Raw genomic sequence first — 25,353 nt, 5'->3', positions numbered from 1 at the left:
TGAACGCGGCGATGCCCCTCGTTTTTCTACGCGCGCGATCGCGCACGTGCGTACCGGCCTACTTCGGACACTACGCGGCATGCACCGCCAGTACACCTTGTGGGCTGCTGGTTATCTAGCGAGATTCGCCTGACAACATCACCTACAACCGGCCGAGGAATTCGCGGATCAGTGGGACGACCTCGTCGAGGTGCGTTTCGAGCAGCCAATGGCCACCGTCGAAGACGTGGAGTTCGGCATCGGGGTGGTCGCGGTGATAGGCGCGGGCAGCTGGTTCGGGCATGTAGCCGTCGTTGCGGCCCCAGATGATCAAGGTCGGTGGGCGATGCTCGCGCAGGTAGGCCTGTTGGATAGGGAACCAAGCGACGGTATGGCGTTGGTCGGCGAGGAGATTCACGAGGTTGGCCTGCCGTTGCGGTGGGCTCGTCACCGACCACGCGAGTTTCCAGAGGTCCGGGCTCACCCGATCGGCGAGATGGTCGGGTAACTCTCCGAGGAACTCGCCCCGGAAGCCCGCTTCGCTGACCGCTGCCGCGAGGTCGGTCCGGCCCTGCTCGGTGGGATTGTTCCAGAACTGCTTGAGAGGTGCGTATTTCGGTCCGTGTTCGTCTTCGTAGATATCGCCGTTCTGAACGATGAGGCCGCGGACTCGTTCGGGTGCGTCGATCGCCAGACGCAGTCCGAACTGGGAGCCGTAGTCGTGGAGGTAGATCACGTATTCGGTGAGGTCGAGCGTCTCGACGAAGCGGCGTAGGTACACCGAGTAGCCGTCGAAGGTATAGGCGAAGTTCGCCGGGGCATCGCTGTAGCCGAAACCGGGCAGATCCGGTGCGATCGTCCGCCAACGATCGGCGAGTGCGGGCATCAGGTCGCGGAATTCGAATGACGACGAGGGGTAGCCGTGGGGCAGTAGGACGATCGGGCCGTCGGCGGGGCCCGCTTCTCGATAGAAAGTTTCGATGCCGTCGACGGTGATCCAGCGATGCCGTGTGCTCATTGAGGGTGTCTCCTGGTGAGTATTTCCGAGCCCGCACCGGGCGGCAGACACCCGGACGGGGCTGACTTGTCGGATCGGCTGAGGCAGGGCAGGCCTGTATGAATTCGGGCTGGGCACCGCCACAGCCGATAGTAGAAACGCGAATCGACAACTCAGCACACTAATCGCGTCTGCGCAGCGCCACCACACCCGCGATGACGCCGACCACGACGACGGCGGTCGCGCCGAGTCCCGCGAACAGAGGCCATCGGCTTCTCGGCCCGGAGTCCGCGCCCGCTGCCTCCGTGCGCTGCGCGGCCCGCTGCGTATCGGCTTTCTCCCCGAAGACGCCATCGGCGACGCCGGAGGAGTACGTCGGCCCTGGTTCCCGATGGCCGGTGACGCTCAGATCCAGCCGGATCGGCACCGGCGCCGCGTCGCCCTCCTCGAAGGTGGAGCCGAGCTTCACCGCGATGTAGTACCAGCCCGGCACCGCCTGCCTGCGCGCCTTGCTGTCGCCCGCGGTCCGGTTGGCGTAGCGGATCGGAACCGTCGCCATCGGGTCCTGGTTCGGCAACACCTGGTTGGTGCCGGTGTAGGCGGCGAAGTCGGAGCCGATCTCCTGGCGGATCGGGTTGTAGAGCGTGGTGTTGATATTGGACAAGTTGCCCAGCCCGCGCCCGCCGTTGCCGACGAAGCGCACCCGGTAGGCCAGGCCCTGACCCCAGTCCAGCCGGACACGGTAGAACACGAACTCGCCTTGCCGCAGGGTGTCGCTGTAGCGGCCGCTACCCGTCAGCGGCGCGGCCACGTTGAACGATCCGCCGCCGGACACGGGAGTGTCCGATCCGGTCGGCTCGGTGAACGCGGTCGGCGTCGTCGTGGGGGCTGTGCCCGTGGCGGCCGCGGCAGGCTCGATGCCCACCAGCAGTTCGATCGGCAAACGCTCCGGTACTCCGGCGGAGACCTTGTCCCAGGTCAGCCCGAAGGAATAGCGGCCGCCGCCGCGGCAGTCGTCGCTGCCGCCGCGCTCCTTGGTCGCGCCGTCGAAGGCTTTGGCGATGGTGAGCGCCACGCCGTCACTGGATTTGGTGGTCAGCTCGGATTCGAAGACGTGGCAGTCCTGACCGTTCGCGCCGTAGACGCGTAGTTGCAGTGTGTTCATGTCGTCGGTGGCGGAGACGTCCCGGAGACGGGGAAACGACACCGTGCCACTGAAATAGGCGGTCGCGCCCGCGGGCACGTCCACCGACCAGTACCGCTTCTCGCGCTGTCCGATGGTGTCGAGGTACTGGCCGGGCGCGGCGATCGGTGCGGTCTCGTGACTGCTCGTGCCCGTGATGGGCGTTCCCGCGGCGCGGTAGTTGCGCAGGGCCGCGGCGCTCACGCGCGGCAGGACCCGCTCCAGTGCCCGCCCGTCGGCGGCATCGGTGTAGGTGCCGCCGGTGGCCTGCGCCATGCAGGTCAGCTGGGATCGGGCGGCGGCGTCCACCGCGAACCCGATCGCGTGCACGACCAGATCGATCCCGCGCTGCTTCACTTCCCGCGCCACTTCGCACGCGTCAGGTGGGGCGCAGGTGTCCTCGCCGTCGGAGACCAGCACGATCGAGCGCGGACCGGAGCCGGGCAGGGCGTCGGCGGCCGTACGCAGCGCGGGGCCCATGGGCGTCCAGCCACGCGCCCGGATGCCGTCGACGGCGGCGGTCAGCGCGACCTTGTCGAGCGGGTCGGCCCTCCGCAGCAGGTGGACGTCCCGGCATCCGGCGGCCTTGTCCGACTCCGCGCTCCCGGTGCTCGTGCCGTATGCCACGAGCCCGACCTTCGACTCGGCGGGGGCGGACCCGACGAAGGCGCGGACGGCGTTCTTGGCGGCGTCCATCATGGTGCCCGCAGGATCCGGCCGCAGCATCGAGCCGGAGGCATCCAGGATCAACATGGTCGGGGCGTACCGCGGTGGCTGTTCGGTGCGGTCCGGCTGGGCAGCCGCACCGGGCGCGGCGAGTGCCGCGCCGATCAGACAGGTGGTGAGCGCGGCGATGAACTGGGTGATTCTCGGCATGGTCCTCGTCGATGGGTTCGCCTGCGATGGCGCACGGCGCGGCAAATCGGGTCCCGGTGACCGTATTGGCCGATCCTGCCGCGCCGCGAGCCGAACTGCCCCCTGACGGGAAGCGGCCCGCGCGAAGAAGCTTCGCGCGGGCCGGGAGGGCGTCGTCAGCGCAGGTCACGTCTGCGGAACGCCGCGACGCCGATACCGAGCAGGAGCGCGGCGACCGCGAGCAGCCACAGCACCGGCTGGGCATGGAACTCGGCGCCGGGCACCTTCGGCGGATGGACGAACGGCACCAGATCGACCATCCACTGCGGCAGCCCGTCCAGCGAACCGACGAAGAAGATCACCACCATGGTGCTGAGCACACCCCACGCGACCGGAGCGAACCGCGGCGCCAGACCGTAGAGCGCCACCGCGATGCCCGTGACGACCCAGACCGCGGGCACCTGCACAGCCGCGGCGCCGATCGACTGGGGCAACTTCGTACCGAGATCGCCGTCCGAGGCGCCGTACACGATGCCGATCGCCACACCGGAGACCAGCAGCGCCGCCGCGGGACCCAGCAGCGCGAAGCCGATGTGGCTCAGCGCGTAGCGACCGCGGCCGACGGCGCCGGACAACGTGGCCTCCACCCGCGCGCTGGACTCCTCGTCGTGCAGCCGCAGGGCGGCGGAGACCGAGTAGGCGGCCGCGGCCGCGGCCAGCATCGTGATCGCGTAGGTGACGAAGGAATCCTGCAGCTGCTGGGAGCCACCCATCCGGGTGACCATGTCACGAATGGACGCGCTGCCGTCGAGCATGTCGCCGACGCTGCTCACCGCGCCGCCGATCAGCAGGCCGTACAGGGCGAAGCCCACCGTCCAGGCCAGCAGGGTGCCACGCTGCAACCGCCAGGCCAGACCGAACGGGCCGGACAGGCCGGGCGCGGCGGCGGGTGGCCCGGGGCGCTCCGCGATGAGCCCCGAACCGATGTCGCGGTTGCCGAGCAACGCGTACGCGACAGCGGTGCCCAGCACCGCGACGGCGGCCGAGGCGATCAGCACCCACCACCGTTCGTCGGCGTACGGACGGATCTGCAGCGACCAACCGATCGGCGAGAACCAGGAGAGCACGCCGTTTCCGGCGTCGCCGACGGCCCGCAGGGCGAAGGCCGCGCCGAGGGCGCTGAACGCCACGCCGCGAGCCACTCGCGCACCGGCGCTCACCTGGGCGGCGACTCCCGCGACGGCCGCCCAGACGATGCCGGAAGCCGCGAGGGCGGCGCCGAAGGACACCGATCCCGCGCCGGGCAGGTCGGCGGCGGACAGCGACACAGCGCAAACGATCCCGGCCAGCAGCGCCCCGGAGTAGGTCATGATCAGCGTGGCGGTGAGACCTGCGTAGCGTCCGATGCTGGTGGCGCCCACCAGTTCGGCGCGCCCGGTCTCCTCTTCCACCCTGGTGTGCCGGATTACCGTGAGCACCGTGGCGATGGCGATCATGGTGTACATCGCGCCGGCTTTCCAGGTGCCGATCGATCCGAGCGCGGAGCTGAAGACCGGTCCGTACATGGCGATCAGCGCGGGACTGTCCGCCGTGGTGCGCGCGAAACTGTCCAGGGCGGCCTGGTTGTCGTACAGATCTTTCACACTGACGACCTGCAAGGCGGGCATCAGGCCGATGAGCAGCGTCCACAGCGGCAGCACGACCCGATCGCGCCGCAGGTACAGCCGTAGCAATCGCCCGGTGCCCGCGAAGTCGCCGGATACGCCGAATACCGGCGCGGCGGCGGCGCGGCCCGCGATGGCGGTGGTCATGCTCGCACCTGCTCCCCGGTGGCCGTCGCGGTCTCGGTGCTGTGGCCGTCGACGTGGTAATGCCGCAGGAACAGCTCCTCCAACGTCGGCGGGGTGCTGGTCAGGCTGCGCACGCCGGCATCGCCGAGCACCCGGATCAGCTCGCCGAGGTGTTCGTTGTCGACCTGGCAGCGCAGCGTGTGGTCATCGAACTCGATGTCCGCCACACCAGGGATGCGACTCAGATCGCCCGCGTCGCCGGTCAATTCGGCGGTGATCGACGTGCGGGACAGATGGCGCAGCTCCGACAGCGAACCGCTCTCCACCGTGCGGCCGGCCCGGATGATGGTCACCCGCTCACACAGCACTTCGACCTCGGACAGGATGTGGCTGGACAGCAGGACGGTCGCGCCGCGCTGCTGCGCCTCGTGCACGCACTCCCGGAAGACCTGTTCCATCAGCGGGTCCAGGCCCGAGGTCGGCTCGTCCAGCAGCAGCAGCCGCGCGTCCGAGGCCAGTGCGGCGACCAGCGCGACCTTCTGGCGGTTGCCCTTGGAGTAGGTGCGCGCCTTCTTGCGGGGGTCGAGGTCGAAGCGCTCGATCAGCTCGTCCCGCCGTTTCTCGTCGATGCCGCCCCGCATCCGGCCGAGCAGGTCGATGGTCTCGCCGCCGGAGAGCGAGGGCCACAGCGTGACATCGCCCGGCACATAGGCTAATTCGCGGTGCAGGGCGACCGCGTCGGCCCAAGGATCGCGGCCGAACAGCCGGGCCTGTCCTCCGGTGGCGCGCAGGATGCCCAGCAGCACCCGGATGGTGGTGGACTTGCCCGCGCCGTTGGGGCCGAGGAAGCCGTGGATCTCGCCTTCGGCGACCGTGAGGTCGAGGCCGTCCAGCGCGGTGACGTGACCGAAAGTCTTGCGGAGGCCGCGGACTTCGATGATGTCGGACATCACTTCTCCTTGGTGAAAGTGTCCAAGATCGTGGGATCGGTGAGCAGACCCTGGGTGTAGAACTCCAGGGCCGGTGGGGTGAGTTCATCGCTGAGCTCGCGAATCGCCTTGCGATAGTCGATCTTTTCGTCGCGGTGCTGGCGCATCTGCATGTACAGCATGGTCGCGCCGACGTTCAGCATCATCAGGTAACGCGCGCGCGCCGCGGGGTCGCGACTCGGCTTGATGGCGCCCGCCTGAACCGCCCGCTCGAGGTACCCCTCGGCGTCGGCGACCATGTGCTCGAACAATGATTCCGCCATCGGTCCCCCCGCCTGAAGGCTGCGCACCATATAGGCGACCAGCGGTGCGTACGACTCGAGTTCGGCCAGAGACTCGAGCATCCCCGCCTTCATGGACGACGCGGTGATCGCCTTGACCTTCTCGTCGCGGATCAACTGCAGGACCCGCTCGTCGCAGGCGGCGCGCAGGCCGTCCTTGGAACCGAAGTGATGGTTGACCAACCCGGGGGAGACGCCGGCGGCGGCGGCGATCTTGCGGACTCCGACTTGGAATCCGTGTTCGCCGAAGACCTCGATCGCGGTATCGCGAATGCGGGCCGCGGTGGTCAGGTCCTCGGTGGATCCTTGCGGAACGGGCTGTTGATTAAACACATGTTCAGTATATTAAACAGTTGTTCAACGGTCTAGCAAGACCCTCCCGCGGACTTGTCGCGCATCACGGTTTGCCGCCGGTGTACGGGGCTATCGTCGAGTTATGACTAGCGGCACGGCAACGACGGCGGACCACCTACGCGCGGCACTCGACGGACCTTGGGCGGCCGTCCGGGAGGAAGCCCGGATCTTGCTGGCCGGGGAGGAGTTCACCGGCGACCCCTACCTCGACTTCAAGGCCGCTCGGGCCCGGGTGCTCGACCAGATGAAGGCCGTTTCCACGATGGGGTTCGCCGAGCGCGGCTTCCGCCGGGAGAACGGCGGCACCAGCGAGCCGGGAGCGGCGGTGGTCGGCATGGAGATGCTGGCCTACGCCGATCTGTCGCTGTGGGTGAAGGCCGGCGTGCAGTGGGGGCTGTTCGGCGGGGCCGTGGAGAACCTCGGCACCGAACGGCACCGGGAGTACATCGAGCGCCTGATCTCCTTGGACCTGCTCGGATGCTTCGCCATGACCGAGTCCGGGCACGGCAGCGACGTCGCGAACCTGGAGACGACGGCGACCTACGATCCGCAGACCCAGGAATTCGTCGTGCACTCGCCCACTCCGTCGTCCCGCAAGGACTACATCGGCGGCGCGGCCGAACACGCCAGGATGGCCGCGGTGTTCGCGCAGTTGATCACCCGTGGCGAGAACAAAGGCGTGCACTGCCTGCTGGTGCCGATCCGCGACGAGAACGGCGCCGACCTGCCCGGCGTGACCACCTATGACGACGGTCTCAAAGGCGGCCTGCCCGGCGTGGACAACGGGCGCATCGTCTTCGATCACGTGCGAGTGCCACGGGAGAACCTGCTCAACCGCTATGCCGACGTCGCGCCGGACGGCACCTACAGCTCCGAGATCGAGAACCCGAGCCGTCGGTTCTTCACCACTCTCGGCACCCTCGTGCGCGGCCGGGTCAGCGTCGGTGGCGCGGCCGCGGCCGGCGCGCGGGTCGCGCTGAGCATCGCGGTGCGCTACGCGCTGCAGCGCCGCCAGTTCTCCGACCCGGACACCGGGGTGGAGACGGTGCTGCTGGACTACCGCAGCCATCAGCGCAGGCTGCTGCCGTTGGTCGCGAAGTCCTACGCACTCGCCTTCGCGCAGAACGACCTGGTGCGCCGGATGCACCTGGTGCAGACCGGCCAGAATCTCGAGGCGGGCGCGCAACGCGCGCTGGAGAAGCGCGCCGCCGGCCTGAAGGTCGCGCAGACCAGGCACGCCACTCGCGCCATCCAGGAATGCCGCGAAGCATGCGGCGGCGCGGGGTATCTCACGGAGAACCGGCTGGTCACCTTGAAGGCCGACACCGACGTGTTCACCACCTTCGAGGGCGACAACGTCGTGCTCACCCAGTTGGTGGCCAAGGAATTGCTCACCGCCTATGCCGATGAGGTGCGCGACCTGGACGCGCTGGGCTGGGTGCGCTTCGCCGCGACCATGGCCGGTGACGTGGTGCGCAAGCGATCCGGCGTGCGTCAGCTGATCCAGACGCTGCGCGACCGCAGCGGCGAGTCCATCGATGAAGGCGATCTGTCGCGCCGGTCGGTGCAGCTGCAGTTGTTCGCCGACCGCGAGGACTACTTGGTCCGCACGGCGGCGCACCGGCTGCGCGCGAGGGCCGAGGAGACCGGTCCGTTCGAGGCGTTCAACAACGCCCAGGACCACATCCTGGCCGCGGGGTCGGCGCATATCGAGCGCCTCGTGCTCGAGGCGTTCATCGAGGGCATCGCCGATATCGAGGATCCGGACGCGCGCGAACTCGCCGAGTGGATGTGCGACCTGTTCGTCTACACCACCATCGAGGAGAACCAGGCCTGGTTCATCATGCACCGGTTCATGTCGGTGGAGCGGGCGAAAGCGATCCGCCGTGGCGTCAACGAGCTGGTCGACCGGCTACGGCCGCACGCTCTGACGCTGGTCGAGGCCATGGGTGTGCCGGAGTCGATGCTGCGCGCCGCCATGCTCGACGACGCGAGCGTCTTCGACCGGAACCAGCCGATCTCGGCGCCCTCGTAACAGACGCCCTGGTCGGGGACCGCGGGCTTCTGCCGCGGGCACTGGTCAGGTTGCGCCCGCGCAGGCCAGGCCGTCCGCGCTACACCGCGGCCGGTCAGCCCGGACCGTACGCGGTGATCGCGGTGACCACGAACCACACGATCCAGACGAAGCCGACCACCATCCCGATCGCCAGGACAGTACGCATCACCGCCCGGCCGAAGTCGAGGTCACCGGCCTCTCGGGGATACAGCTTCCACGGGCTGTACCACGGCGCCCGGATGGCGAAGGCGGACGCCTGCGCCTCCCGTTCGGCCTGCGCGAGCTCCTCCGCGTACGCCTCGGCCTGCGCCTGGTTGGGACCGCCGTGCCAGAGCGTGATGTCGATCGGGCCGAGGAAGCCCTCGTTGAGCAGGTCCTGCGGGGCGGGGAGATAGGGCAGGATGCCGAGTCCGCGGAACGCGACGGCGACGTCGTTGGCCGTCCAGAGGTGCTTCTCCTGCGCGGCGAGGGCTTCGAAGTAGTGCCGCAAGCGGCCGGGATCGTCGCCGAGGATCACGTCGAAGCTCGGATCGGCCCATCGCTGTTCGAGCTGGAGCTGAGCGCCCGGCATCGTGACCAACAGCGCGACGCCGTGGACGACGCGCTGCCCGAGACCACGGGCGGCCAGCCACTCCTGCAACGCGAAGGTGTGCTCGCGGGACTTGTCCACCGGTGTGCGGCGATCGCGGCTCTCCGTCGCGACCGGCTCGCCGTCGATCGACCACGGCCCGTTCAGCGGGACCTCCAGCACACCGTCCTGGCGGGAGACGAGCGCGTCGGCCTCGATCACCACGCAGCTGGTCGGCGTCCAGATCACAGCGTCGAACTGGTGCAGCCGATTCTTGTGGAACAGGCTGCAGGTGATCGTCGCGACACCATGCGGACTGTCGGGGTCCTTCCAGGTGCGCAACCAATCGATCAGCGCGCGCTCGGCATTGGTGCCTGCGGCGTTCTGGACTCGCACGAGCATTGGCGACCGCCCTTCACGTCGACACTCGACAGAGGACAGGATACGAGGTGGCGCAACGGGTTCGCCGCGCGCACGCCGACGCATGGCGTGTCGGCTGTCGGCGCCGCTCCCGTCGCGCGGGCTCTACGCCGGTTCTTCGGCCGGGATCCGGCCCGCCCGCACGGCCGCGAGCAACTCGGCGTGATCGGCTTCGGTGCGGTCGGCATAGCGCACGGCGAAGGCGGCCACCGCGTCGTCGAAGCGCTCGTCGCCGTCCAGATATCCCGACAGCAGACGCGGATCCAGCGAGCGGGAGTGAGCCCTGGCCAGCAACGCGCCCGCCAGCCGTCCGTAGTCGTCGAGGTCGCTCGCGGGCAGCTCGGCGGGATCGATGCTGCCCTTGAGATTGCGGAATTGCCGTACGATAAACGGCATTTCGGCGCCGCCTCCGTCCGGATCGAGAGACGTCCATCCGAGCAGGATGTCCGATTCGGACTGAACCAGCCTGGCTCCCCGCACGATTCGCTCACCCTCGTGCCGCACCGGGGGCGTCGGCAGGAACGGGGCGAGTGCCGCGGAAGGGGCCTGCTTCACCTGCAGGACAAGCGCTTCGCCGTCGTTGCCGTGCAGCAGCGCGAGATAGGTGCGCAGGCCGACGCTTCCGGTCCCGACGATCCGGAAAGCGATGTCGGACACGGCGAATCGAGCCAGCAGGTTGCGCCGCGACTCGGGCAGGGTGTCGGCGTAGCGCTCCAGCCCGCCGATCACCGCCTCGGCGACGCGCTCGTCCACCCTGGTGAGAATCGGGGGATCGCTGACGAAGCGGTGCTTGCGGATGCCGGTCTGGTGATCTTCCAGGTGCGCGGTCCACTTGGCCACCACTTTGGCGCTGGTGTTCTTGCGCGCCTTCTTGGCGGCCTTCTGGAAATCGTCGAGCAGCGCGTCGGCCTTGGCCTGGGTGATCACCGACTCGTCCGGAAGCGCGCACCAGGACGTCATGAACGGCATCGCGGCCAGCTCGTCCACGGCCAGGCGGTAGGAGCGGGCGGCATCGCGCGCCGCGGTGCGGCACTCGTCCTCGTCGGCGCCCGCCTCGCGCCCGGCCAGTACCAGGCTGGCCGCGAGGCGCTCCAGATCCCATTCCCAGGGTCCTTCGACGGTCTCGTCGAAGTCGTTGATGTCCATGATGATCTCGCCGCGCGCCGTGCCGTACAGGCCGAAGTTCGCCGCGTGCGCGTCACCGCACAGCTGGGCCGGGAGCCCACTGTCCGGGCCACCCGCCAGATCGGCCGCCATCAAACCCGCCGCGCCCCGGTAGAAGGTGAACGGCGAGCTGATCATCCGCCCGATGCGCAGCGGTATCAGGTGCGGCAGCCGCCCGGCGTTGCTCGCCTCGACGAAGTCGAGCACGCCCGGCCGCCGCACGCTGGTCGCCTCCCTGTCCCTGGCGATGACCGGAACCCGCTGACGCAGCGCGCGGCCCCGCGCGTGGACCTCCTCGGCGGGCACGTAGGAGCGCAGGTCGATACCACTGTCTGACACAACGGATCACGCTAGCCGGTGCGGACCGCCACCGCCGCGTGGTGTCGCCGCACCGCACCGGCGCGCGGGGCGGCACGGGCTCGATCGGCAGCCGCAGCGCGGCCCGGTCCCGACGCGGGGACCGCGGGACGCGCGGGGGACGCCGGCGATGCGCCGGTAGGGCGACCCCAGCTCCGGCCTGGTCTCGGGCTCGTCACGGTTGGGCCAGAACGCCATCGCGCGCTCGGCCTGCGCGGTGATCGTCAACGACGGGTTCACGCCGAGGTCGGCGGTCACCGCCGACCCGTCCGCCGCATGCAGGCCGGGATGACCGTAGACCCGCTGGTACGGGTCGACCACGCCGGTCTGCGGGCTGTCGCCGATCACGCATCCACCGATGTAGTGCGCGGTGGCCGGGATGTCGAACACGTCCATGATCAATCCGTGGGTGTCGCCGTCGACCTTCGCCTCGAACCGGCGGCCGATGTCGTGGGCCAGCGGGATCCAGGTAGGGGTTCGGCTGGCCGGTGCCCTGCCTGGTGCGCAGCCGCCCACGCCTGCGGAACGAGGTCAGCGAGTTGCGGGCGCCACACAGCGGCCCGCACGATGAGAAAATTTTCCGATCATTCTGTCACCGCCGCGTTGTGGCGGAAACCATCCTCGCACGGGCCCGGCGCGCCGATAGCCGGAAATTCGGCGCGTGGAGATGGCGGGGAACCGGGTCGATGGGGTATGCACGGGTCGTGACAACCGAATCGGGCACAGCGCAACCGGAGGAACGCGCCGGCGGAGTGCGGGGCGTCTTCGCCGACCGCATCCTGACCGTGCCGAACGCGCTGAGCGTGCTGCGCCTGCTGGGCGTGCCACTGTTCCTGTGGTTGCTGCTGATCGAGCGGGCCGATGGCTGGGCGTTCGCGTTGTTGGTCGCCAGCGGCCTGACCGACTTCCTGGACGGCAAGCTGGCCCGGCTGCTGGACCAGTCCTCGCGGCTGGGGGAGCTGCTGGACCCGTTCGTCGACCGGCTCTATCTGGTCACCACGCTGGCGGCCTTCGTGATCCGCGGTCTGATGCCGTGGTGGGTGGCGGCGATCCTGGTGGGGCGCGACCTCGTACTCACCGCGACGCTGCCGGTGTACAAACGCCGCGACCTGCCTCCGCCGGAGGTGATCTACCTGGGCAAGGCGGCCACCTTCGCGCTGATGTCCGCCCTGCCCTGGCTGCTGGCCGGGCAGATGGACTGGGCGGCCGCCGGTTTCGGGCGCGCCTTCGGCGGGGCGCTGTTGATCTGGGGCACGGCGGTCTATGTGTGGACCGGCGTGCTCTACACCGCTAGAGCCATCGCGGTCGCAAGAGCGATACCGGCTGTGGGGCACCGAACGGCGTAGCCGATAGAGTTTGCGTGCAACGTTCAAAAGAAAGGACGGCCCGTGACCCAGACCCCCGAGGATCTGCTCTACACCGAGGAGCACGAGTGGGTACGCCGGATCGCCCCGACCCGGGTGCGGGTGGGCATCACCGACTACGCCCAGTCTCAACTCGGTGACGTTGTGTTCGTGCAGCTGCCCGAGACGGACGCGGACGTGGCCGCCGCGGACAGCATCGCGGAGGTGGAGTCGACCAAGAGCGTGTCGGACATCTACGCCCCTCTGAGCGCGAAAGTCGTTGCGGTGAACGACAAGCTGACCTCGGAGCCGGAGACGTTGAACGCCGACCCCTACGGTGAGGGGTGGTTGTTCGAGTTGGAGGTTCGCGATGCGGCGAGCCTCGACGCGACACTCGGTGAACTGCTGGATGCCGCAGGTTATCAAGGAGTTATCGGGGGCTGAAGCAGCCTTCCCAGTTCTACCTGCACGGGTGCGGCCCGGCAGGGTACGGTCAATGCCAACAGATGCCCCGGCGCCCCCGCCGGGAATCCGAGAGACTCGACGGCAGGTCGTGGTGCCAGAGGTATCACCTGCTTGCATGGGATAATCAGGTTCGAGGAGGAGAGAAACGGTGAGCGAGAACAAAGACCCGGGTTACGGGGAGACCGCGGCCGAGACGACGTCGGTCTTCCGCGCGGATTTCCTGAACGAGGTCGACGCGTCGCGCTCCGGAGAGCAGACCGGCGAGCAGCCGGTCCAAGGGGTCGAGGGTCTGCCCGTTGGCGCGGCCCTCCTGGTCGTCAAGCGCGGCCCGAACGCGGGCTCGCGGTTCCTGCTGGATCAGCCGACCACGTCGGCCGGCCGTCACCCCGACAGTGACATCTTTCTCGACGACGTCACCGTCAGCCGTCGGCACGCCGAGTTCCGTCAGGACGACGACTCGTTCCAGGTCGTCGACGTGGGCAGCCTGAACGGCACGTACGTGAACCGGGAGCCGGTGGACTCCTCGGAACTGCAGAACGGTGACGAGGTGCAGATCGGCAAGTTCCGGCTGGTGTTCCTCACCGGACCGCGCGCCCAGGTGACCGACTCGTCGGCGGGCGCGGGGAGTCTATGACAACGTCGGCGCTGGGTCGTATACCTCATGAAAGGCTCGTGATCATGAAGGACCTGGCGCTGTGACCGGTGCGGCGCAGTGGGCACGCGGAGGGATGTCGATCGGCTCCGTGCTCGACCTGCTGCGCCCCGACTTTCCCGACGTCACCATCTCCAAGATCCGCTTCCTGGAAGCGGAGGGCTTGATCCGGCCGGAGCGGACGCCTTCGGGCTACCGCAGATTCTCCGTGGCGGATGTCGAACGGCTCCGGTTCGTGCTGACCGCGCAACGCGATCAGTACCTGCCGTTGAAGGTGATCAAGGAACAGCTCGAGGCCATCGACAGCGGTGCGGCGACGCTCGGCGTGCGGGAAGCCCGCGCCCGAGCGCACTCCGTCCGGTCCGGGGCGCCGGAGCCCGGACCCGGCGCACCCGATGCCGAACAGGCCGTACCGGGTTCCGACCGTGGCGGGCGCCCGGTGCCCCCGCCTCGGCGGCTCGGCGTCGTGCCGAGCGAGGTCTCCCCGGAAGATCTGCGGTTCGATCACGAAATCCGGGTGACCCGGGCTGATCTGCTCGACCAGGCCGGGATCGATGAGAGGTTCCTCATCGATCTCATCCGGGCGAACCTGATCACGCCCGGTCCGGCGGGTTACTTCGACGCCGATGCGGTCACGCTTGCCAAGACCGCGCGGGCGATGGCCGAATTCGGTTTGGAGGCACGGCATCTGCGTGCCTTCAAACTCGCCGCCGACCGCGAAGCCGCGCTCGTGGCGCAGATCGTCGCCCCGATCGCGAAGAGCCGTGACGCGGGTGCGCGCGCCCGCGCGGAGGAGACGGTGCGCGAACTGGCCGCGCTGTCGCTGACCCTGCACACCTGTCTGGTGAAGTCCTCGGTCCGGGGGTCGCTCGGGGGCTGATCCCCGGCGCGCCCCGGGCTCGGAGGTTTCGCCGGACCGGCACTGTGATTTCGGCTGTGCAGACGGATCGCTGGACCGGTGCGGGTTCGCCTAGACTCGTGGTACGGCGAGCTCTGCAGCGGTCATGCCGGGCCGGCGGCGAGTATGGGAGGCAGTGCGATGAGCGAAATGCGCGTGATCGGCATCCGTGTCGAGCAGCCACAGAACCAGCCCGTGCTGTTGCTCCGCGAAGTGGCGGGCGACCGGTATCTGCCGATCTGGATCGGGCAAGCCGAGGCGACTGCGATCGTCCTCGAGCAGGAGGGGGTGACGCCGATCCGCCCGCTGACGCACGACTTGATCAAGATCCTGATCACCGAACTGGGGCACACCCTCAAGGAGGTCAGGATCGTGGATCTGCAGGAGGGCACCTTCTACGCGGATCTGGTCTTCGAGAACGATCTGCGGATCTCGGCGCGGCCGTCGGATTCGGTTGCGATCGCCTTGCGGGTGGGTTGCCCGATCCATGCCGAGGAGTCGGTTCTGGAGGAGGCCGGGCTGGTGATGCCGGACGAGCGTGAGGACGAGGTGGAGAAGTTCAAGGAGTTCCTCGAGTCGGTGTCCCCCGACGACTTCAAGGCGACCGACAGCTGAAGTAGAGGTCGAGACTTTTACCGCGCGTCGCGTTTGGCTCGATGACGTCGCTCCCTGGACAATCGTGGGGAGTAATCTCGACAGTTGGGCCACGACCGTTTCGGCCGAATCCGCACCGATTCGGTCGGTGACGGAGCCGGGTCATTGATGAGGCTGGGAATGCGTCGGCGAGGCAAGGGAGTGGTCAGTGGCAGAGCAATCGCAGGATGTGGTACAGCCAGGCCTGTTCCCCGACGACTCGGTACCTGACGATCTGGTCGGCTATCGCGTTCCCAGTGCATGCCAGGTGGCCGGAATCACCTACCGGCAGCTCGACTACTGGGCGCGCACCGGTCTGGTGGTGCCTTCCATCCGGAGCGCGGCGGGGTCGGGAAGTCAGCGGCTGTACTCGTTCAAGGACATTCTGGTCCTGAAGATCGTCAAGCGGTTGCTCGACGCGGGCATCTCGCTGCAGAACATCCGGATAGCCGTGGATCATCTGCGTAGCCGTGGCGTGCAGGACCTGGCGGGGATCACGCTTTTCTCCGACGGCACCTCGGTCTACGAGTGCACCTCGGCCGAAGAGGTCGTCGATTTACTGCAGGGCGGGCAGGGGGTCTTCGGGATAGCCGTCAGCGGCGCCATGCGCGAACTGACCGGCGCCATCGCGAATTTCCCCGCGGAGCGCGCGTCGGCGATCACCGAACGTCCCGAGGACGAGCTGTCGTTCCGCCGCAAGGCGCGGATGAACCGCAAGACCGGCTAGACCCCGCGCCGTTCGGCGCGGAAAGAAACAGGTGATGCGCACACACGGCCGGGTAGAGCGGGGCAGCCTCCCGGCCGTGCGTGTGTGAGAGCGCCGTCCGGCGGGGTGACCGGGCCGTGGCGGCAGCGAGAGGGGGGCCGCCGTGCGACTGGGCGACATCACCGGGCTCGTCGGGCCGATCGGCCGGATCGACGCGTTCCCGACCGTCGACGAACTGAACGGATTCGCCGACGCACTGGCCGCCGGCCATCCCGACCGGATCTCCATCACCGAACTCGGACGCTCCCGCGGGGGCGACCCGATCCGCGAGGTGACGGTCGGATCGGGTGACCGGCACATCTTGGTCTTCGGCAATCCGCATCCGAACGAGCCCATCGGCATGGCCACGATCCGCCACCTGCTCGGCCGGATGGTCGTGGACGAGACGGCGACCGTGGGCGCGACGTGGCATTTCGTGCTGTGCGTCGACCCGGACGGAACCCGGTTGAACGAAGGGTGGTTCGCCGGTCCGCACACCAGGACCGGCGTCGCACGCGGCTTCTACCGCCCACCCGCGGCCGAGCAACCGGAATGGTGCTTCCCGACCGTGTGGCGTGGCCGCCGCGTGGGCATCCCGCTCCCGGAGACGAGAGCGATGATGTCGCTGATCGACCGCACGCGGCCCGTACTGATCGCCTCGCTGCACAACGCCGAATTCGGCGGCGGGTTCTTCTACACATCCGGCGGCGACCCGGAGTACTGGTCGGCGCTGACCGCTCGCCTCGCCGCCGCCGACGTGCCGATCTACCACGGCGAACCCGACTCACCCGGCGCCCGCACGCTGGCCCCCGGAGTCTTCGAACTGCCATCCTTCGCGGCGATGGCCGACCTGCTCGCCGCGCAGGGTTTGGACTCGGTCGCCGCGCTGGGCGGGGGTGGCTGCCGCGACTACGCGGCGCGTTACGGCACGGCGATCCTGGTGTGCGAATTGCCGCTCTGGGTCGACGCGCGCATCGGCGACGCCTCGGCGGGCGACCGCGTACTGGGCGAGTTGCTCGACGCCACCGCCGCCGACTACCGGGCCATGGCCGAGGTGGCCTCCGAGGTGCTCGCCCGCGTCGACGGCCGGTTGAGCGGCCGTAGCCCGTTCGAGCGGTCGGTCCGTGCGCTGGTCGCGGGGCTGCCCGGTCTCGCGGTGAGCAGACAGGCCGCACCGGAACGCAACCGCATCGCGACCAGGGGCGAGATATTCGTCGGGCGCTACGACTGGACCGCGATGCTGCGCCTGCGGCTGGGCGGCATGCTGCTGCGTCTGCTCGAGGACGAATACGCTCGCGACGCCGCACCGGTGCTGGCCGCCGAGCGCGACCGGTTCGCCGCGATATTCGACCAGTGGTGCGCCGACGTGGAGCAGAACGCGCCAGGTGTCGCGGTACCGCTGGCTCGTCTGGTGGGCATCCAAGCGGAGTCGATCGTGCTCGCCGCGACGAGGTTGCGCGCGGGCCTGGCCGTCTGACGGTCATTCTCCCTCGGTCTGGCGAGTGACCAGGACGACACGGCCCAGGCGGGGTCCGGTGGCGCGCCCCGGCGTGGCGGCGGCATAAACTGACGGTGCGTCGCCGCCGTGCGGGAGAGTCTCGGTCTCGAAACGAGTCCGAGCGCCGAAGGAGCAGCACCTCCCCGTCAATCTCTCAGGCAACAGGGACCGTGCGGGCTTCGGCGCCTCTGGAAAGCGGTGGCTTCGAGCCGCCCGCCCATGGGGAAAGGGGCTCGGCCACCGGTCGCGGCACCCGAATCTCTCAGGCGCCACGACAGAGGGGGAGGGCAGGTACCCGTCGACCGCCCGGTCGACCCGCCCGACCTTGGGAGCTGTTGTGACTCGCTCATTCGCCGACCGCCATATCGGACCCGACCGGGACGAACTAGCCCGGATCCTGGACGTCGTCGGCGTGCCGTCGCTCGACGAGCTGGCCGTCGAGGCGCTCCCGGCGAGCATCCTGGACAGCGACGGCCTTGCCGGACTGCCCGCGGCGGGCTCCGAGCACGAGGTGCTCGCCGAACTCGCGGCGCTCGCGACGTCGAACACCGTGGCCACCTCGATGATCGGCCTGGGCTACTACGACACGCTGACCCCGCCGGTGCTGGTGCGCAACCTCCTGGAGAACCCGGCCTGGTACACCGCCTACACCCCCTACCAACCCGAAATCAGCCAGGGCAGGCTCGAGGCCCTGCTCAACTTCCAGACCATGGTGTCGGAGCTGACGGGCATGGACGTCGCCAACGCGTCCATGCTGGACGAGGCCACCGCCGCCGCCGAGGCGATGACGCTGCTGCGTCGCGCGGGCCGGTCCTCTTCCGCCCGGCTACTGATCGACACCGACCTGTTCCCGCAGACCAGAACAGTGCTCTACACCAGGGCCGAGCCGCTGGGCCTGGAGATCGTCGAGGCGGATCTGTCCACGGGCGAACTGCCCGACGGGGAGTTCTTCGGTGTCCTGGCACAGACGCCGGGGGCCTCCGGCCGGATTCTCGACCGGACCGGCCTCATCGCGGCGGCGCACGATCGCGGCGCGCTGGTGGCGATCGGCGCCGACCTGCTGGCGATGACGCTGATCACCCCGCCCGGTGAGCAGGGCGCCGACGTCTGCTTCGGCACCACCCAGCGCTTCGGCGTCCCGCTCGGCTTCGGCGGCCCGCACGCCGGATACCTCGCGGTGCGGCAGGCGCAGGTCCGGCAACTGCCCGGCCGCCTGGTCGGCGTCTCGGTGGACGCCGACGGCGCGGTCGCCTACCGCCTCGCCTTGCAGACCCGCGAGCAGCACATCCGGCGGGAGAAAGCGACCTCCAACATCTGTACCGCGCAGGTGCTGCTGGCCGTCGTGGCCGCGATGTACGCCTCCTACCACGGCGCCGACGGTCTGCGGGCCATCGCCCGCAGGGTGCACGGGCACGCGGCGGCGATCGCGGCCGGTCTGGACGGCGCGGTCGTGCACGACAGCTTCTTCGACACGGTGCTCGCGCACGTGCCCGGTGGCGCGGAAGCCGTTGTCGCGAAAGCGAAGTCGCGCGGCATCAATCTCCGGCTGGTCGACGCCGACCACGTCGGCATCGCCTGCGACGAGGCGACCACCGACGCGCATGTCGCGGCCGTGCTCGAGTCCTTCGGCACCGCGGTGTCGCCGGACCCGGGGGCGCCCGCGCCCGTCGCGGCGATCGAGAACCGCACCTCGGAGTTCCTGGCCCACCCCGCGTTCACGAAGTACCACACCGAGACGGCGATGCTGCGGTACCTGCGCACGCTGTCCGACAAAGACATCGCGCTGGACCGCAGCATGATCCCGCTCGGCTCCTGCACCATGAAGCTCAACGCCACCGCGGAGATGGAGGCCATCACCTGGCCCGGCTTCGCGCGCGTGCACCCCTACGCGCCGGTCGAAGACGCCCCAGGTCTGCTGAAGGTGATCGCGGACCTGGAACGCTGGTTGTCCGACATCACCGGCTACGACTCGGTGAGCCTGCAACCCAACGCGGGCAGCCAGGGTGAGTACGCCGGGCTGCTGGCGATCCGCCGCTACCACCTCGACCGCGGTGACACCCACCGCGACACCTGCCTGATCCCGTCCAGCGCGCACGGGACCAACGCGGCGTCGGCGGCCATGGCAGGGCTGCGCGTGGAGGTGGTGAAGTGCCGCGCCAACGGCGACGTCGACCTCGACGACCTGCGGGCCAAGATCGCCGACCATGCCGACCGGCTGGCCTGCATCATGATCACCTACCCCTCCACGCACGGCGTCTACGAGCACGAGGTCGCCGAATTGTGCGCGTTGGTGCACGACGCGGGCGGCCAGGTGTACGTGGACGGCGCGAATCTGAACGCGCTGGTCGGCCTCGCCAGGCCGGGCCGGTTCGGCGGCGACGTGAGCCACTTGAACCTGCACAAGACGTTCTGCATCCCGCACGGCGGCGGCGGTCCCGGCGTCGGCCCGGTCGCCGTGCGCGCGCACCTGGCGCGGTACCTGCCCGGCGACCCGCTGGAATCGGGATCGCACGCGGTGTCGGCGGCGAAGTACGGCTCGGCGTCGATCCTGCCTATCACTTGGGCCTACATCCGCATGATGGGCGCCGACGGACTGCGCCGGGCCACGCTGTCGGCGATCGCCTCGGCGAACTACATTGCGCGGCGGCTGGACGAGTACTTCCCGGTGCTCTACACCGGCGAGCACGGCATGGTGGCGCACGAGTGCATCCTCGACCTGCGCGAGATCACCAAACAGACCGGCGTCACCGTCGACGATGTGGCAAAACGCCTGGCGGACTACGGTTTCCACGCGCCCACCATGAGCTTCCCGGTGGCGGGCACGTTGATGGTAGAGCCCACCGAGAGCGAAAACCTCGCCGAGCTGGATGATTTCATCGAGGCGATGATCGCGATCCGCGCGGAGATCGACCAGGTCGCCGCGGGCGTGTGGCCGGCGACCGACAACCCGCTGCGCGGTGCGCCGCACACCGCGGCGTCGCTGGTGGGGGACTGGGAGCATCCCTACAGCCGGGAAGTGGCCGTCTATCCCCGCGGTCTCGGGCATGCCAGGGCGAAAGTGTGGCCGCCGGTGCGCCGGATCGACGGCGCCTATGGCGACCGAAACCTGGTGTGCGCTTGTCCGCCGTTGGAGGCGTACGCGAATTGATGTCCGCACCGGCCGTGCCTCCGGGGTACTCGGAGGCGGCTACGGTGTGGTGAGCGCCTCGACGACGGCGGAACCGAAGGCGATATCGTCGGTACTCGCCAGCCGGGTGTAACTCCCACCGGTCTGCTGCGCCACAGCCTGGAGTGTCTGGGTGCCGCTGCCGCCGAGCACGATGACGTCGACGCGCACCGGTCGGGCACGGTCGGTCGCCGCGGCGATGTCGGCGGCCAGCTGGGCGCCGGTGACCGTGGAATCGTCGTCGGGCCCGTCGGTGATCAGCAGCACCGAATTGGTGCGGCCCGGCGTGTACCCGGTGGCCGCGCTCTTGTACGCCGCGATCAGGGACGGGTACGCCTGGTCGGATTTGCTCTCACCGGGCCGCACTGCGCTCAGCGCGGTACTGATCTTCGTCCGCTGGTCGGGGCTGAGCGAGGCGGTGGCGGCCGCCACCCGGTACGGGTTGTTGCCGTCGAGGTTCTTGCCGAAGGTCCATACCCCGAGGCCGAAATCGGGTGGCATGACCGTCATGGTCGAGTTCAGGGCGGCCAGGACGTTCGCCAGTCGCGTCGTCGCGCCCTCGGCGGTCCCCATCGACGCCGACACGTCGACCAGGACCGTGGACCGCACGCCGAGAACGGGATTCGCCAGGGTGGCGCGTACCTTGTCGAGTGCGGCGCGGGTCGGGACGGCGGCCGTGGTCTGCGGCGCACCGCCGAAACCCGCGGTGACGAAGGCCTGGGCCTGCTCGGGCCTGCGCAGGTAGTCGGTGAATCGCCCGGCGATGAGGTTCTGCGTCTTGTCCACCCAGGCGCCGGACATCAAGGCGGCCGGATAATCCGCTACCGGCGCCGATCCGGCGGGGCGGAATGCGACGACGCCGGGCAGGCCTCTGAGTTGCTGTTCGGTAGCCACAATCGCGTGCATCGGCGCGTCCTGCGTCGTGATCTCGGTCAGCGCGGCGGCGGTGTCCGAGACCTGCGGTGCGTCTGCGGCGAGCCCCGAGACAGCGGCGACGACCTGACCGGACTGCGCCGCCTGCTCGCTGAGCGGCTCGGCGCCCGACACCGCGGACCCGACCGCCGCGGCCGCGGCCAGCGTGGCGTCACCCGCGGGCAGGCCCAGCCGCAGCCCGCCCCATCCGCTCAGCCCGATCTCGCCGAGCGAACCCTGTTGCAACCGGGGCAGATCCGCCCAGGAGGCCTCCGCCTGCTCCAGTGCGCGGTGCAGTTCCTCCGGCACCGCCAGCACGATCGGACTGGCGGCGATCGATACCGGCGCGCCCTCGATCAGGCCCGGGACGCGCATGGATTCGATCGAACGGGTCGAATCGGCGATCCACAGCGCCGGTTGCGGCCCGAGCGCCTGATCCCACGGTTTGCCGCTGGTGAACGCGGCGACGATCGCCTCGGAGGGCTGCGCCGTCACGGTGACCCGAGCGCAGTGGTCGCGCACTTTGGGTTGGGTGGCGTTGTAGCTGTCCGCGACGGCCCGCACCTGCGCCGCGATGCTCGGATCGGCCGTCACATAGAGGGTCGCGGGCCCCTCTACGCATTCGGCCGCCGCCGCGCTGTCCTGGCTCGCCGCGCGATCGCGCAACTGAAACCAGCCGACGACGATCGCGGCCAGTAACGCAACGGCGACCATCACGATAACCGGACCTTTGCTGACGCCCCGGGACCTGGTTCCGCTGCGATGAGTGCCCACGCGCCTCAGTGTATGGTCACCGGCTCCCGACGAACTCGGCAAGGCTCCCCTGACCGGGAGCGAGCCGGTTGGCAGCACCGGCCCGCCGTCGCACCGGAAGCTGCGCGACGACGGAACCTCAGTGGCGGATCACTCGTCCGCGGTCGAACTCGTGCCCGCCCCAGACACCCGACTGCCCGGTGCGCGCGGCGAAGTCACCGCACGCGTCCCGGATGGGGCAGCGCGCGCAGACCTCCCGCGCGTAATCGAAGTCCTGCGAGGGGTACGGGAACCAGGCTTCGTGGTTGGGGTCGCCGCGGCAGGCCGCCCGGTGCCACCCTCGGGAATCCGAGAGCGGGAGCAGGTCGGCCAAGGTCAGCTCCGCGACGGCGGTGGTCTCGGTGCGCGTCATCGCGATCTTCTCCTTTCTCGGGTCGTGGTCAGGTCGCGGCGAGTTGCTTCCAGATCCGGCGCTGCTGCCGGACCTGATGGGTGGGGGCCTTCGGCTCCCAGAGCAGGCGCATGCCCGCCTCCTCCGGGGTGCGGTCCGCCTTGGCCGCGTTGCACGGCGCGCAGCAGGCCACCAGGTTGCTCCAGGTGTTCGGGCCGCCTCGCGACCGCGGCCGGATGTGGTCCACGGTGCGCGCCCACCCCGCGCAGTAACCGCAGCGGTTCCTGTCGCGGCGCAGAACGCCCGCCAGCGTGGCCCTGCTCTCGTCGTGTACCAGCACGGTGTGCTCCAGATACACGTAGCGCAGCAGCCGAATCGTCTGTGGCAGTACGAGTTCCACGTGCCGCGACCGGATGGGGAAGTGCGGCTCGCGGTCGGCGACCGACTCCGCGGCTCCCGCGACCAGCAGCACCACGGCCCGATCGGCCTTGATCTCGTCGAGCGCCTCGTAGGAGGCGTTCAGGACGAGGACCCCGGTGTGTATCCAGTTGTCGGCGGTTATCGCCGCCTGATCGGCGGCACGGCGGAACGTCATGGGAATCACCATGTTTCGTGCGGAATGGAGCGAAGGAGGAGAGGAATGCGGCGATCAGCCGAGGGCCTGGAGGCGGCTGTCGCCCGGTTTGCCGTGCGGTGCCCGCATCGGTTCGCCGAACGCGTAGCCCACGGCCGACGGTCGCGCCGTCTCGGCATCCATTCGCTTCGTCGTATCCGGAATCACTGCCGCCCCTCCTCTCCACTGCTCGGCGACCACCTCGAGGCGGTGGTCGTTGTCGAAACACATGGTGGCACAGCGCACCCGCCGTTGTCGGGTCATTTTTCGGCGGTGCGGCCGGGGCCGCCGGGCGGCCGCGCCGCGATCAGACCGGTCGCAGTTCGGCCGCGCCGAAGGAGACGTCGAACCGGTCGCACCAGATCGCGACGCTGGTCAGCTGTGTCAGGTCGGCGTCGGCGGGAACGGTGTAGTTCTGGTCGCCCTGGTTGCCTTTGAGCTCGCCCAGGTCGGTATGCGCGCCGTCGTCGAAGACGAACCACCCGTCGCGACCCTCACGCACCGGCGCGTCGGTGAGCCAGACGTGCAGGTCAGGGCCATCGGAGGTGTCGAGATTCTCCAGCCGCAGCACCGTGCCGCCATCGGGCAGCCGCAGCACCACGACCGAACCCGAGGTGGCGTGCTCGTGGGAGACGAACGCGCCCCGCGCGATGACCCGCGGCTGCGGCGGCGCATCGCCCGGGCGCGCCGGCGCGGCGGACGGCGCGGCCTCGTGGACGGTGGTGTCGGTGAACAGCCGCCACGGCTGGAATGCGGCAAGCCCCACGCCGAGCCCCGCCACCAGCAGCACCGCCACGGCCCAGGTGATCGGCGATCGAGCGATCCTGCGTGCGGATACCATGACTTCTCCTCGCAGCGTGGTCGCGCGACCGGTGCAGGTCACTGTGCAGAGTGTTTTCGCCCTCCATCGCATTATGGGGGCCAGCGGTGGCGGCGTCGACGAATCGGAACGATGTCATCCGATCGGGGAGTGCCCGAGCGGAAACACGCCTCCCTGCGCTCAGAGGTTGCCGACGACGTGCTCCAGACGCCGGGCGACCAGTTCGCGCGCCTTTTCGCGCAGCGCGGGCCGGTAGCCGCTCGGGTACACCGGGTCGCAGGGGGCGTAGTCCTTCAGGACCTCTTTCGCGAGGGTGACCTTGTGCACCTCGGTGGGGCCGTCGGCCAGCGCCATCACCTCGGCGTAGGTGAGCATGTCCACGAACGGCAGGTCTTGGCTGACGCCGAGCGCGCCGTGCAGGTGCAGCGCCCGCTGGGCGATGTCGTGCATGACCTTGGGCATGGCGACCTTGATGGCGGCGATGTCCTTGCGCACCTTCTTGTAGTCCTGCTCCTTGTCGATGCGCCACGCCGTGCGCAGCACCAGCAGCCGGAACTGCTCCATCTCGATCCAGCTGTCGGCAATGCGTTCCTGGGTCATCTGCAGTCCGGCGAGCGTGCCGCCGCGCATCGGGCGCGACACCGCCCGCTCGGCCATCATGTCGAACGCCTTACCGACCATGGCGACCGTGCGCATCGCGTGATGCACGCGGCCGCCGCCCAGTCGCGTCTGCGCGACGACGAAGCCCTGGCCCTCGGCACCTAGCAGGTGGTCGGCGGGAACGCGGACGTCGGTGAACCGCAGATGGCCCTCGTGCTCGCTGAACCCGGCGACGTGGAAGTTCTTCACGATCTCCAGACCGGGGGTGTCGGCGGGCACGATGAACATCGACATGCCCTGGTACGGACCGACGTCCGGGTCGGTCACCACCATGACGATGTGGAAGGCGGCGAATTGGGCGTTGGAGTTGAACCACTTCTCGCCGTTGATCACCCAGTCGTCGCCGTCGCGCACCGCGCGGGTACGGAACAGTGTCGGGTCCGAGCCGCCGGTCGGCTCGGTCATGACGTAGCAGGAGCCGATCTCCCCGGCCAGCAGCGGCTCGAGATAGGTCTTCTTCTGCTCCGGTGTGCCGTAGTGGGCGAGGATCTCCGCGTTGCCGGAATCCGGTGCCTGGCAGCCGAATACCGACGGCGCCCACACCGAGGTGCCGAGCACCTCGTTGAGCAGTGCGAGCTTCATCTGCCCGTAGCCGGGGCCGCCCAGTTCCGGTCCGAGGTGGCAGGCCCACAGGCCCTGCTCCTTGACCCGCTCCTGCAGCGGCCGCAGCAGCGCCATGGCCTCGGTGTCGGTGCGGTCGTACGGATTGAGGTAGAGCAGATCCATCGGCTCCACCTCGGTGCGGACGAACTCCGCCGCCCAGTCCAGCTTGCGCTGGTACTGCGGGTCGGTCTCGAAATCCCAAGCCATG

General features: G+C 69.2%; 22 protein-coding genes, 1 pseudogene and 1 riboswitch. Of the genes and pseudogenes, 9 read left to right on the top strand and 14 right to left on the bottom strand.

The features are described from left to right. Nucleotides 1–142: 142 nt before the first annotated feature. The 5 genes from GVY39_RS19480 to GVY39_RS19460 all read right to left on the bottom strand — a co-directional run bounded on the left by GVY39_RS19480 (nucleotide 143) and on the right by GVY39_RS19460 (nucleotide 6,407). Nucleotides 143–997 (bottom strand): alpha/beta fold hydrolase, encoded by an 855-nt coding sequence (locus GVY39_RS19480; RefSeq protein WP_159926276.1) that lies wholly within the window; start codon nucleotides 995–997, stop codon nucleotides 143–145. Between the two features lie 160 nt (nucleotides 998–1,157). After that, nucleotides 1,158–3,035: a VWA domain-containing protein gene (locus GVY39_RS19475; protein ID WP_159926278.1), complete on the bottom strand. Its 1,878-nt coding sequence runs from the start codon at nucleotides 3,033–3,035 to the stop codon at nucleotides 1,158–1,160. 155 nt (nucleotides 3,036–3,190) lie between these two features. Continuing rightward, on the bottom strand, nucleotides 3,191–4,825 hold the full coding sequence (locus GVY39_RS19470) for an ABC transporter permease (protein WP_159926280.1): 1,635 nt from the start codon (nucleotides 4,823–4,825) through the stop codon (nucleotides 3,191–3,193). After that, nucleotides 4,822–5,754 carry an ABC transporter ATP-binding protein gene (locus GVY39_RS19465; RefSeq protein ID WP_159926282.1) on the bottom strand — a complete coding sequence of 311 codons (933 nt, stop codon included), beginning with the start codon at nucleotides 5,752–5,754 and terminating at the stop codon, nucleotides 4,822–4,824. The genes GVY39_RS19470 and GVY39_RS19465 overlap by 4 nt, the downstream gene beginning before the upstream one ends. Then, a complete protein-coding gene (locus GVY39_RS19460) occupies nucleotides 5,754–6,407 on the bottom strand; it encodes a TetR/AcrR family transcriptional regulator (RefSeq protein WP_159926284.1) in 654 nt (217 codons plus the stop codon). The genes GVY39_RS19465 and GVY39_RS19460 overlap by 1 nt, the downstream gene beginning before the upstream one ends. A 103-nt stretch (nucleotides 6,408–6,510) precedes the next feature. Between GVY39_RS19460 and GVY39_RS19455 the strand changes: the two genes are divergently transcribed. After that, nucleotides 6,511–8,463, top strand: coding sequence for an acyl-CoA dehydrogenase (locus GVY39_RS19455; RefSeq protein WP_159926286.1), 1,953 nt, complete (start codon nucleotides 6,511–6,513; stop codon nucleotides 8,461–8,463). A gap of 94 nt (nucleotides 8,464–8,557) precedes the next feature. Here the strand turns inward: GVY39_RS19455 and GVY39_RS19450 are convergent, their stop codons facing one another. From GVY39_RS19450 to GVY39_RS19440, 3 genes and pseudogenes are all read right to left on the bottom strand, one after another. Further along, nucleotides 8,558–9,454, bottom strand: coding sequence for a nuclease-related domain-containing protein (locus tag GVY39_RS19450; protein WP_159926288.1), 897 nt, complete (start codon nucleotides 9,452–9,454; stop codon nucleotides 8,558–8,560). A gap of 123 nt (nucleotides 9,455–9,577) precedes the next feature. Further along, entirely contained in the window at nucleotides 9,578–10,975 is a 1,398-nt protein-coding gene (locus GVY39_RS19445) for a DUF2252 domain-containing protein (protein WP_159926290.1), read from the bottom strand. 73 nt (nucleotides 10,976–11,048) lie between these two features. Continuing rightward, nucleotides 11,049–11,534 (bottom strand): annotated as a pseudogene (locus GVY39_RS19440) (GMC oxidoreductase); the annotation flags it as partial. A 211-nt stretch (nucleotides 11,535–11,745) separates the two neighbouring features. Between GVY39_RS19440 and GVY39_RS19435 the strand changes: the two are divergent. The 8 genes from GVY39_RS19435 to gcvP all read left to right on the top strand — a co-directional run bounded on the left by GVY39_RS19435 (nucleotide 11,746) and on the right by gcvP (nucleotide 20,375). Then, complete coding sequence (locus GVY39_RS19435) at nucleotides 11,746–12,339, top strand: CDP-alcohol phosphatidyltransferase family protein (protein ID WP_236565544.1); 594 nt, start codon at nucleotides 11,746–11,748, stop codon at nucleotides 12,337–12,339. Between the two features lie 42 nt (nucleotides 12,340–12,381). Beyond that, complete coding sequence (gcvH, locus tag GVY39_RS19430) at nucleotides 12,382–12,780, top strand: glycine cleavage system protein GcvH (RefSeq protein WP_159926294.1); 399 nt, start codon at nucleotides 12,382–12,384, stop codon at nucleotides 12,778–12,780. Between the two features lie 169 nt (nucleotides 12,781–12,949). Next, the gene (locus GVY39_RS19425) at nucleotides 12,950–13,435 is read left to right on the top strand and encodes an FHA domain-containing protein (RefSeq protein WP_159926296.1); all 486 of its coding nucleotides are present in this window, start codon (nucleotides 12,950–12,952) and stop codon (nucleotides 13,433–13,435) included. A 94-nt stretch (nucleotides 13,436–13,529) separates the two neighbouring features. Then, nucleotides 13,530–14,333 carry a MerR family transcriptional regulator gene (locus GVY39_RS19420; protein WP_159926540.1) on the top strand — a complete coding sequence of 268 codons (804 nt, stop codon included), beginning with the start codon at nucleotides 13,530–13,532 and terminating at the stop codon, nucleotides 14,331–14,333. A 159-nt stretch (nucleotides 14,334–14,492) separates the two neighbouring features. After that, a complete protein-coding gene (locus GVY39_RS19415) occupies nucleotides 14,493–14,966 on the top strand; it encodes a bifunctional nuclease family protein (RefSeq protein ID WP_040866482.1) in 474 nt (157 codons plus the stop codon). 187 nt (nucleotides 14,967–15,153) lie between these two features. Next, nucleotides 15,154–15,711 (top strand): MerR family transcriptional regulator, encoded by a 558-nt coding sequence (locus GVY39_RS19410; RefSeq protein WP_039797830.1) that lies wholly within the window; start codon nucleotides 15,154–15,156, stop codon nucleotides 15,709–15,711. 142 nt (nucleotides 15,712–15,853) lie between these two features. Continuing rightward, on the top strand, nucleotides 15,854–17,206 hold the full coding sequence (locus GVY39_RS19405) for a M14 family zinc carboxypeptidase (RefSeq protein WP_159926298.1): 1,353 nt from the start codon (nucleotides 15,854–15,856) through the stop codon (nucleotides 17,204–17,206). A gap of 101 nt (nucleotides 17,207–17,307) precedes the next feature. After that, a riboswitch (glycine riboswitch) is annotated at nucleotides 17,308–17,408 on the top strand. A 156-nt stretch (nucleotides 17,409–17,564) separates the two neighbouring features. Further along, nucleotides 17,565–20,375 (top strand): aminomethyl-transferring glycine dehydrogenase, encoded by a 2,811-nt coding sequence (gene gcvP, locus GVY39_RS19400; protein ID WP_201295268.1) that lies wholly within the window; start codon nucleotides 17,565–17,567, stop codon nucleotides 20,373–20,375. A 39-nt stretch (nucleotides 20,376–20,414) separates the two neighbouring features. On the opposite strand, the gene GVY39_RS19395 is transcribed toward gcvP, so the two are convergent. The 6 genes from GVY39_RS19395 to GVY39_RS19370 form a co-directional block, all read right to left on the bottom strand. Beyond that, nucleotides 20,415–22,019 carry a VWA domain-containing protein gene (locus tag GVY39_RS19395; RefSeq protein WP_159926542.1) on the bottom strand — a complete coding sequence of 535 codons (1,605 nt, stop codon included), beginning with the start codon at nucleotides 22,017–22,019 and terminating at the stop codon, nucleotides 20,415–20,417. A gap of 178 nt (nucleotides 22,020–22,197) precedes the next feature. Beyond that, nucleotides 22,198–22,470, bottom strand: coding sequence for a WhiB family transcriptional regulator (locus GVY39_RS19390; RefSeq protein ID WP_063019924.1), 273 nt, complete (start codon nucleotides 22,468–22,470; stop codon nucleotides 22,198–22,200). 28 nt (nucleotides 22,471–22,498) lie between these two features. Then, entirely contained in the window at nucleotides 22,499–23,044 is a 546-nt protein-coding gene (locus GVY39_RS19385) for an HNH endonuclease (RefSeq protein WP_159926302.1), read from the bottom strand. Between the two features lie 54 nt (nucleotides 23,045–23,098). Beyond that, nucleotides 23,099–23,326, bottom strand: a complete 228-nt coding sequence (locus tag GVY39_RS19380; protein WP_159926304.1) for a hypothetical protein — start codon at nucleotides 23,324–23,326, stop codon at nucleotides 23,099–23,101. Nucleotides 23,327–23,369: 43 nt separating this feature from the next. Beyond that, complete coding sequence (locus GVY39_RS19375) at nucleotides 23,370–23,903, bottom strand: DM13 domain-containing protein (RefSeq protein WP_159926306.1); 534 nt, start codon at nucleotides 23,901–23,903, stop codon at nucleotides 23,370–23,372. A 159-nt stretch (nucleotides 23,904–24,062) separates the two neighbouring features. Further along, the gene (locus GVY39_RS19370) at nucleotides 24,063–25,352 is read right to left on the bottom strand and encodes an acyl-CoA dehydrogenase family protein (protein ID WP_159926308.1); all 1,290 of its coding nucleotides are present in this window, start codon (nucleotides 25,350–25,352) and stop codon (nucleotides 24,063–24,065) included. Nucleotide 25,353: the final 1 nt, after the last annotated feature.

This window comes from Nocardia sp. CY15 (assembly GCF_009829295.1).
GTDB classification, from domain to species: Bacteria; Actinomycetota; Actinomycetes; order Mycobacteriales; family Mycobacteriaceae; genus Nocardia; species Nocardia sputi.
This window is presented reverse-complemented; position numbering and strand designations above follow the sequence as displayed.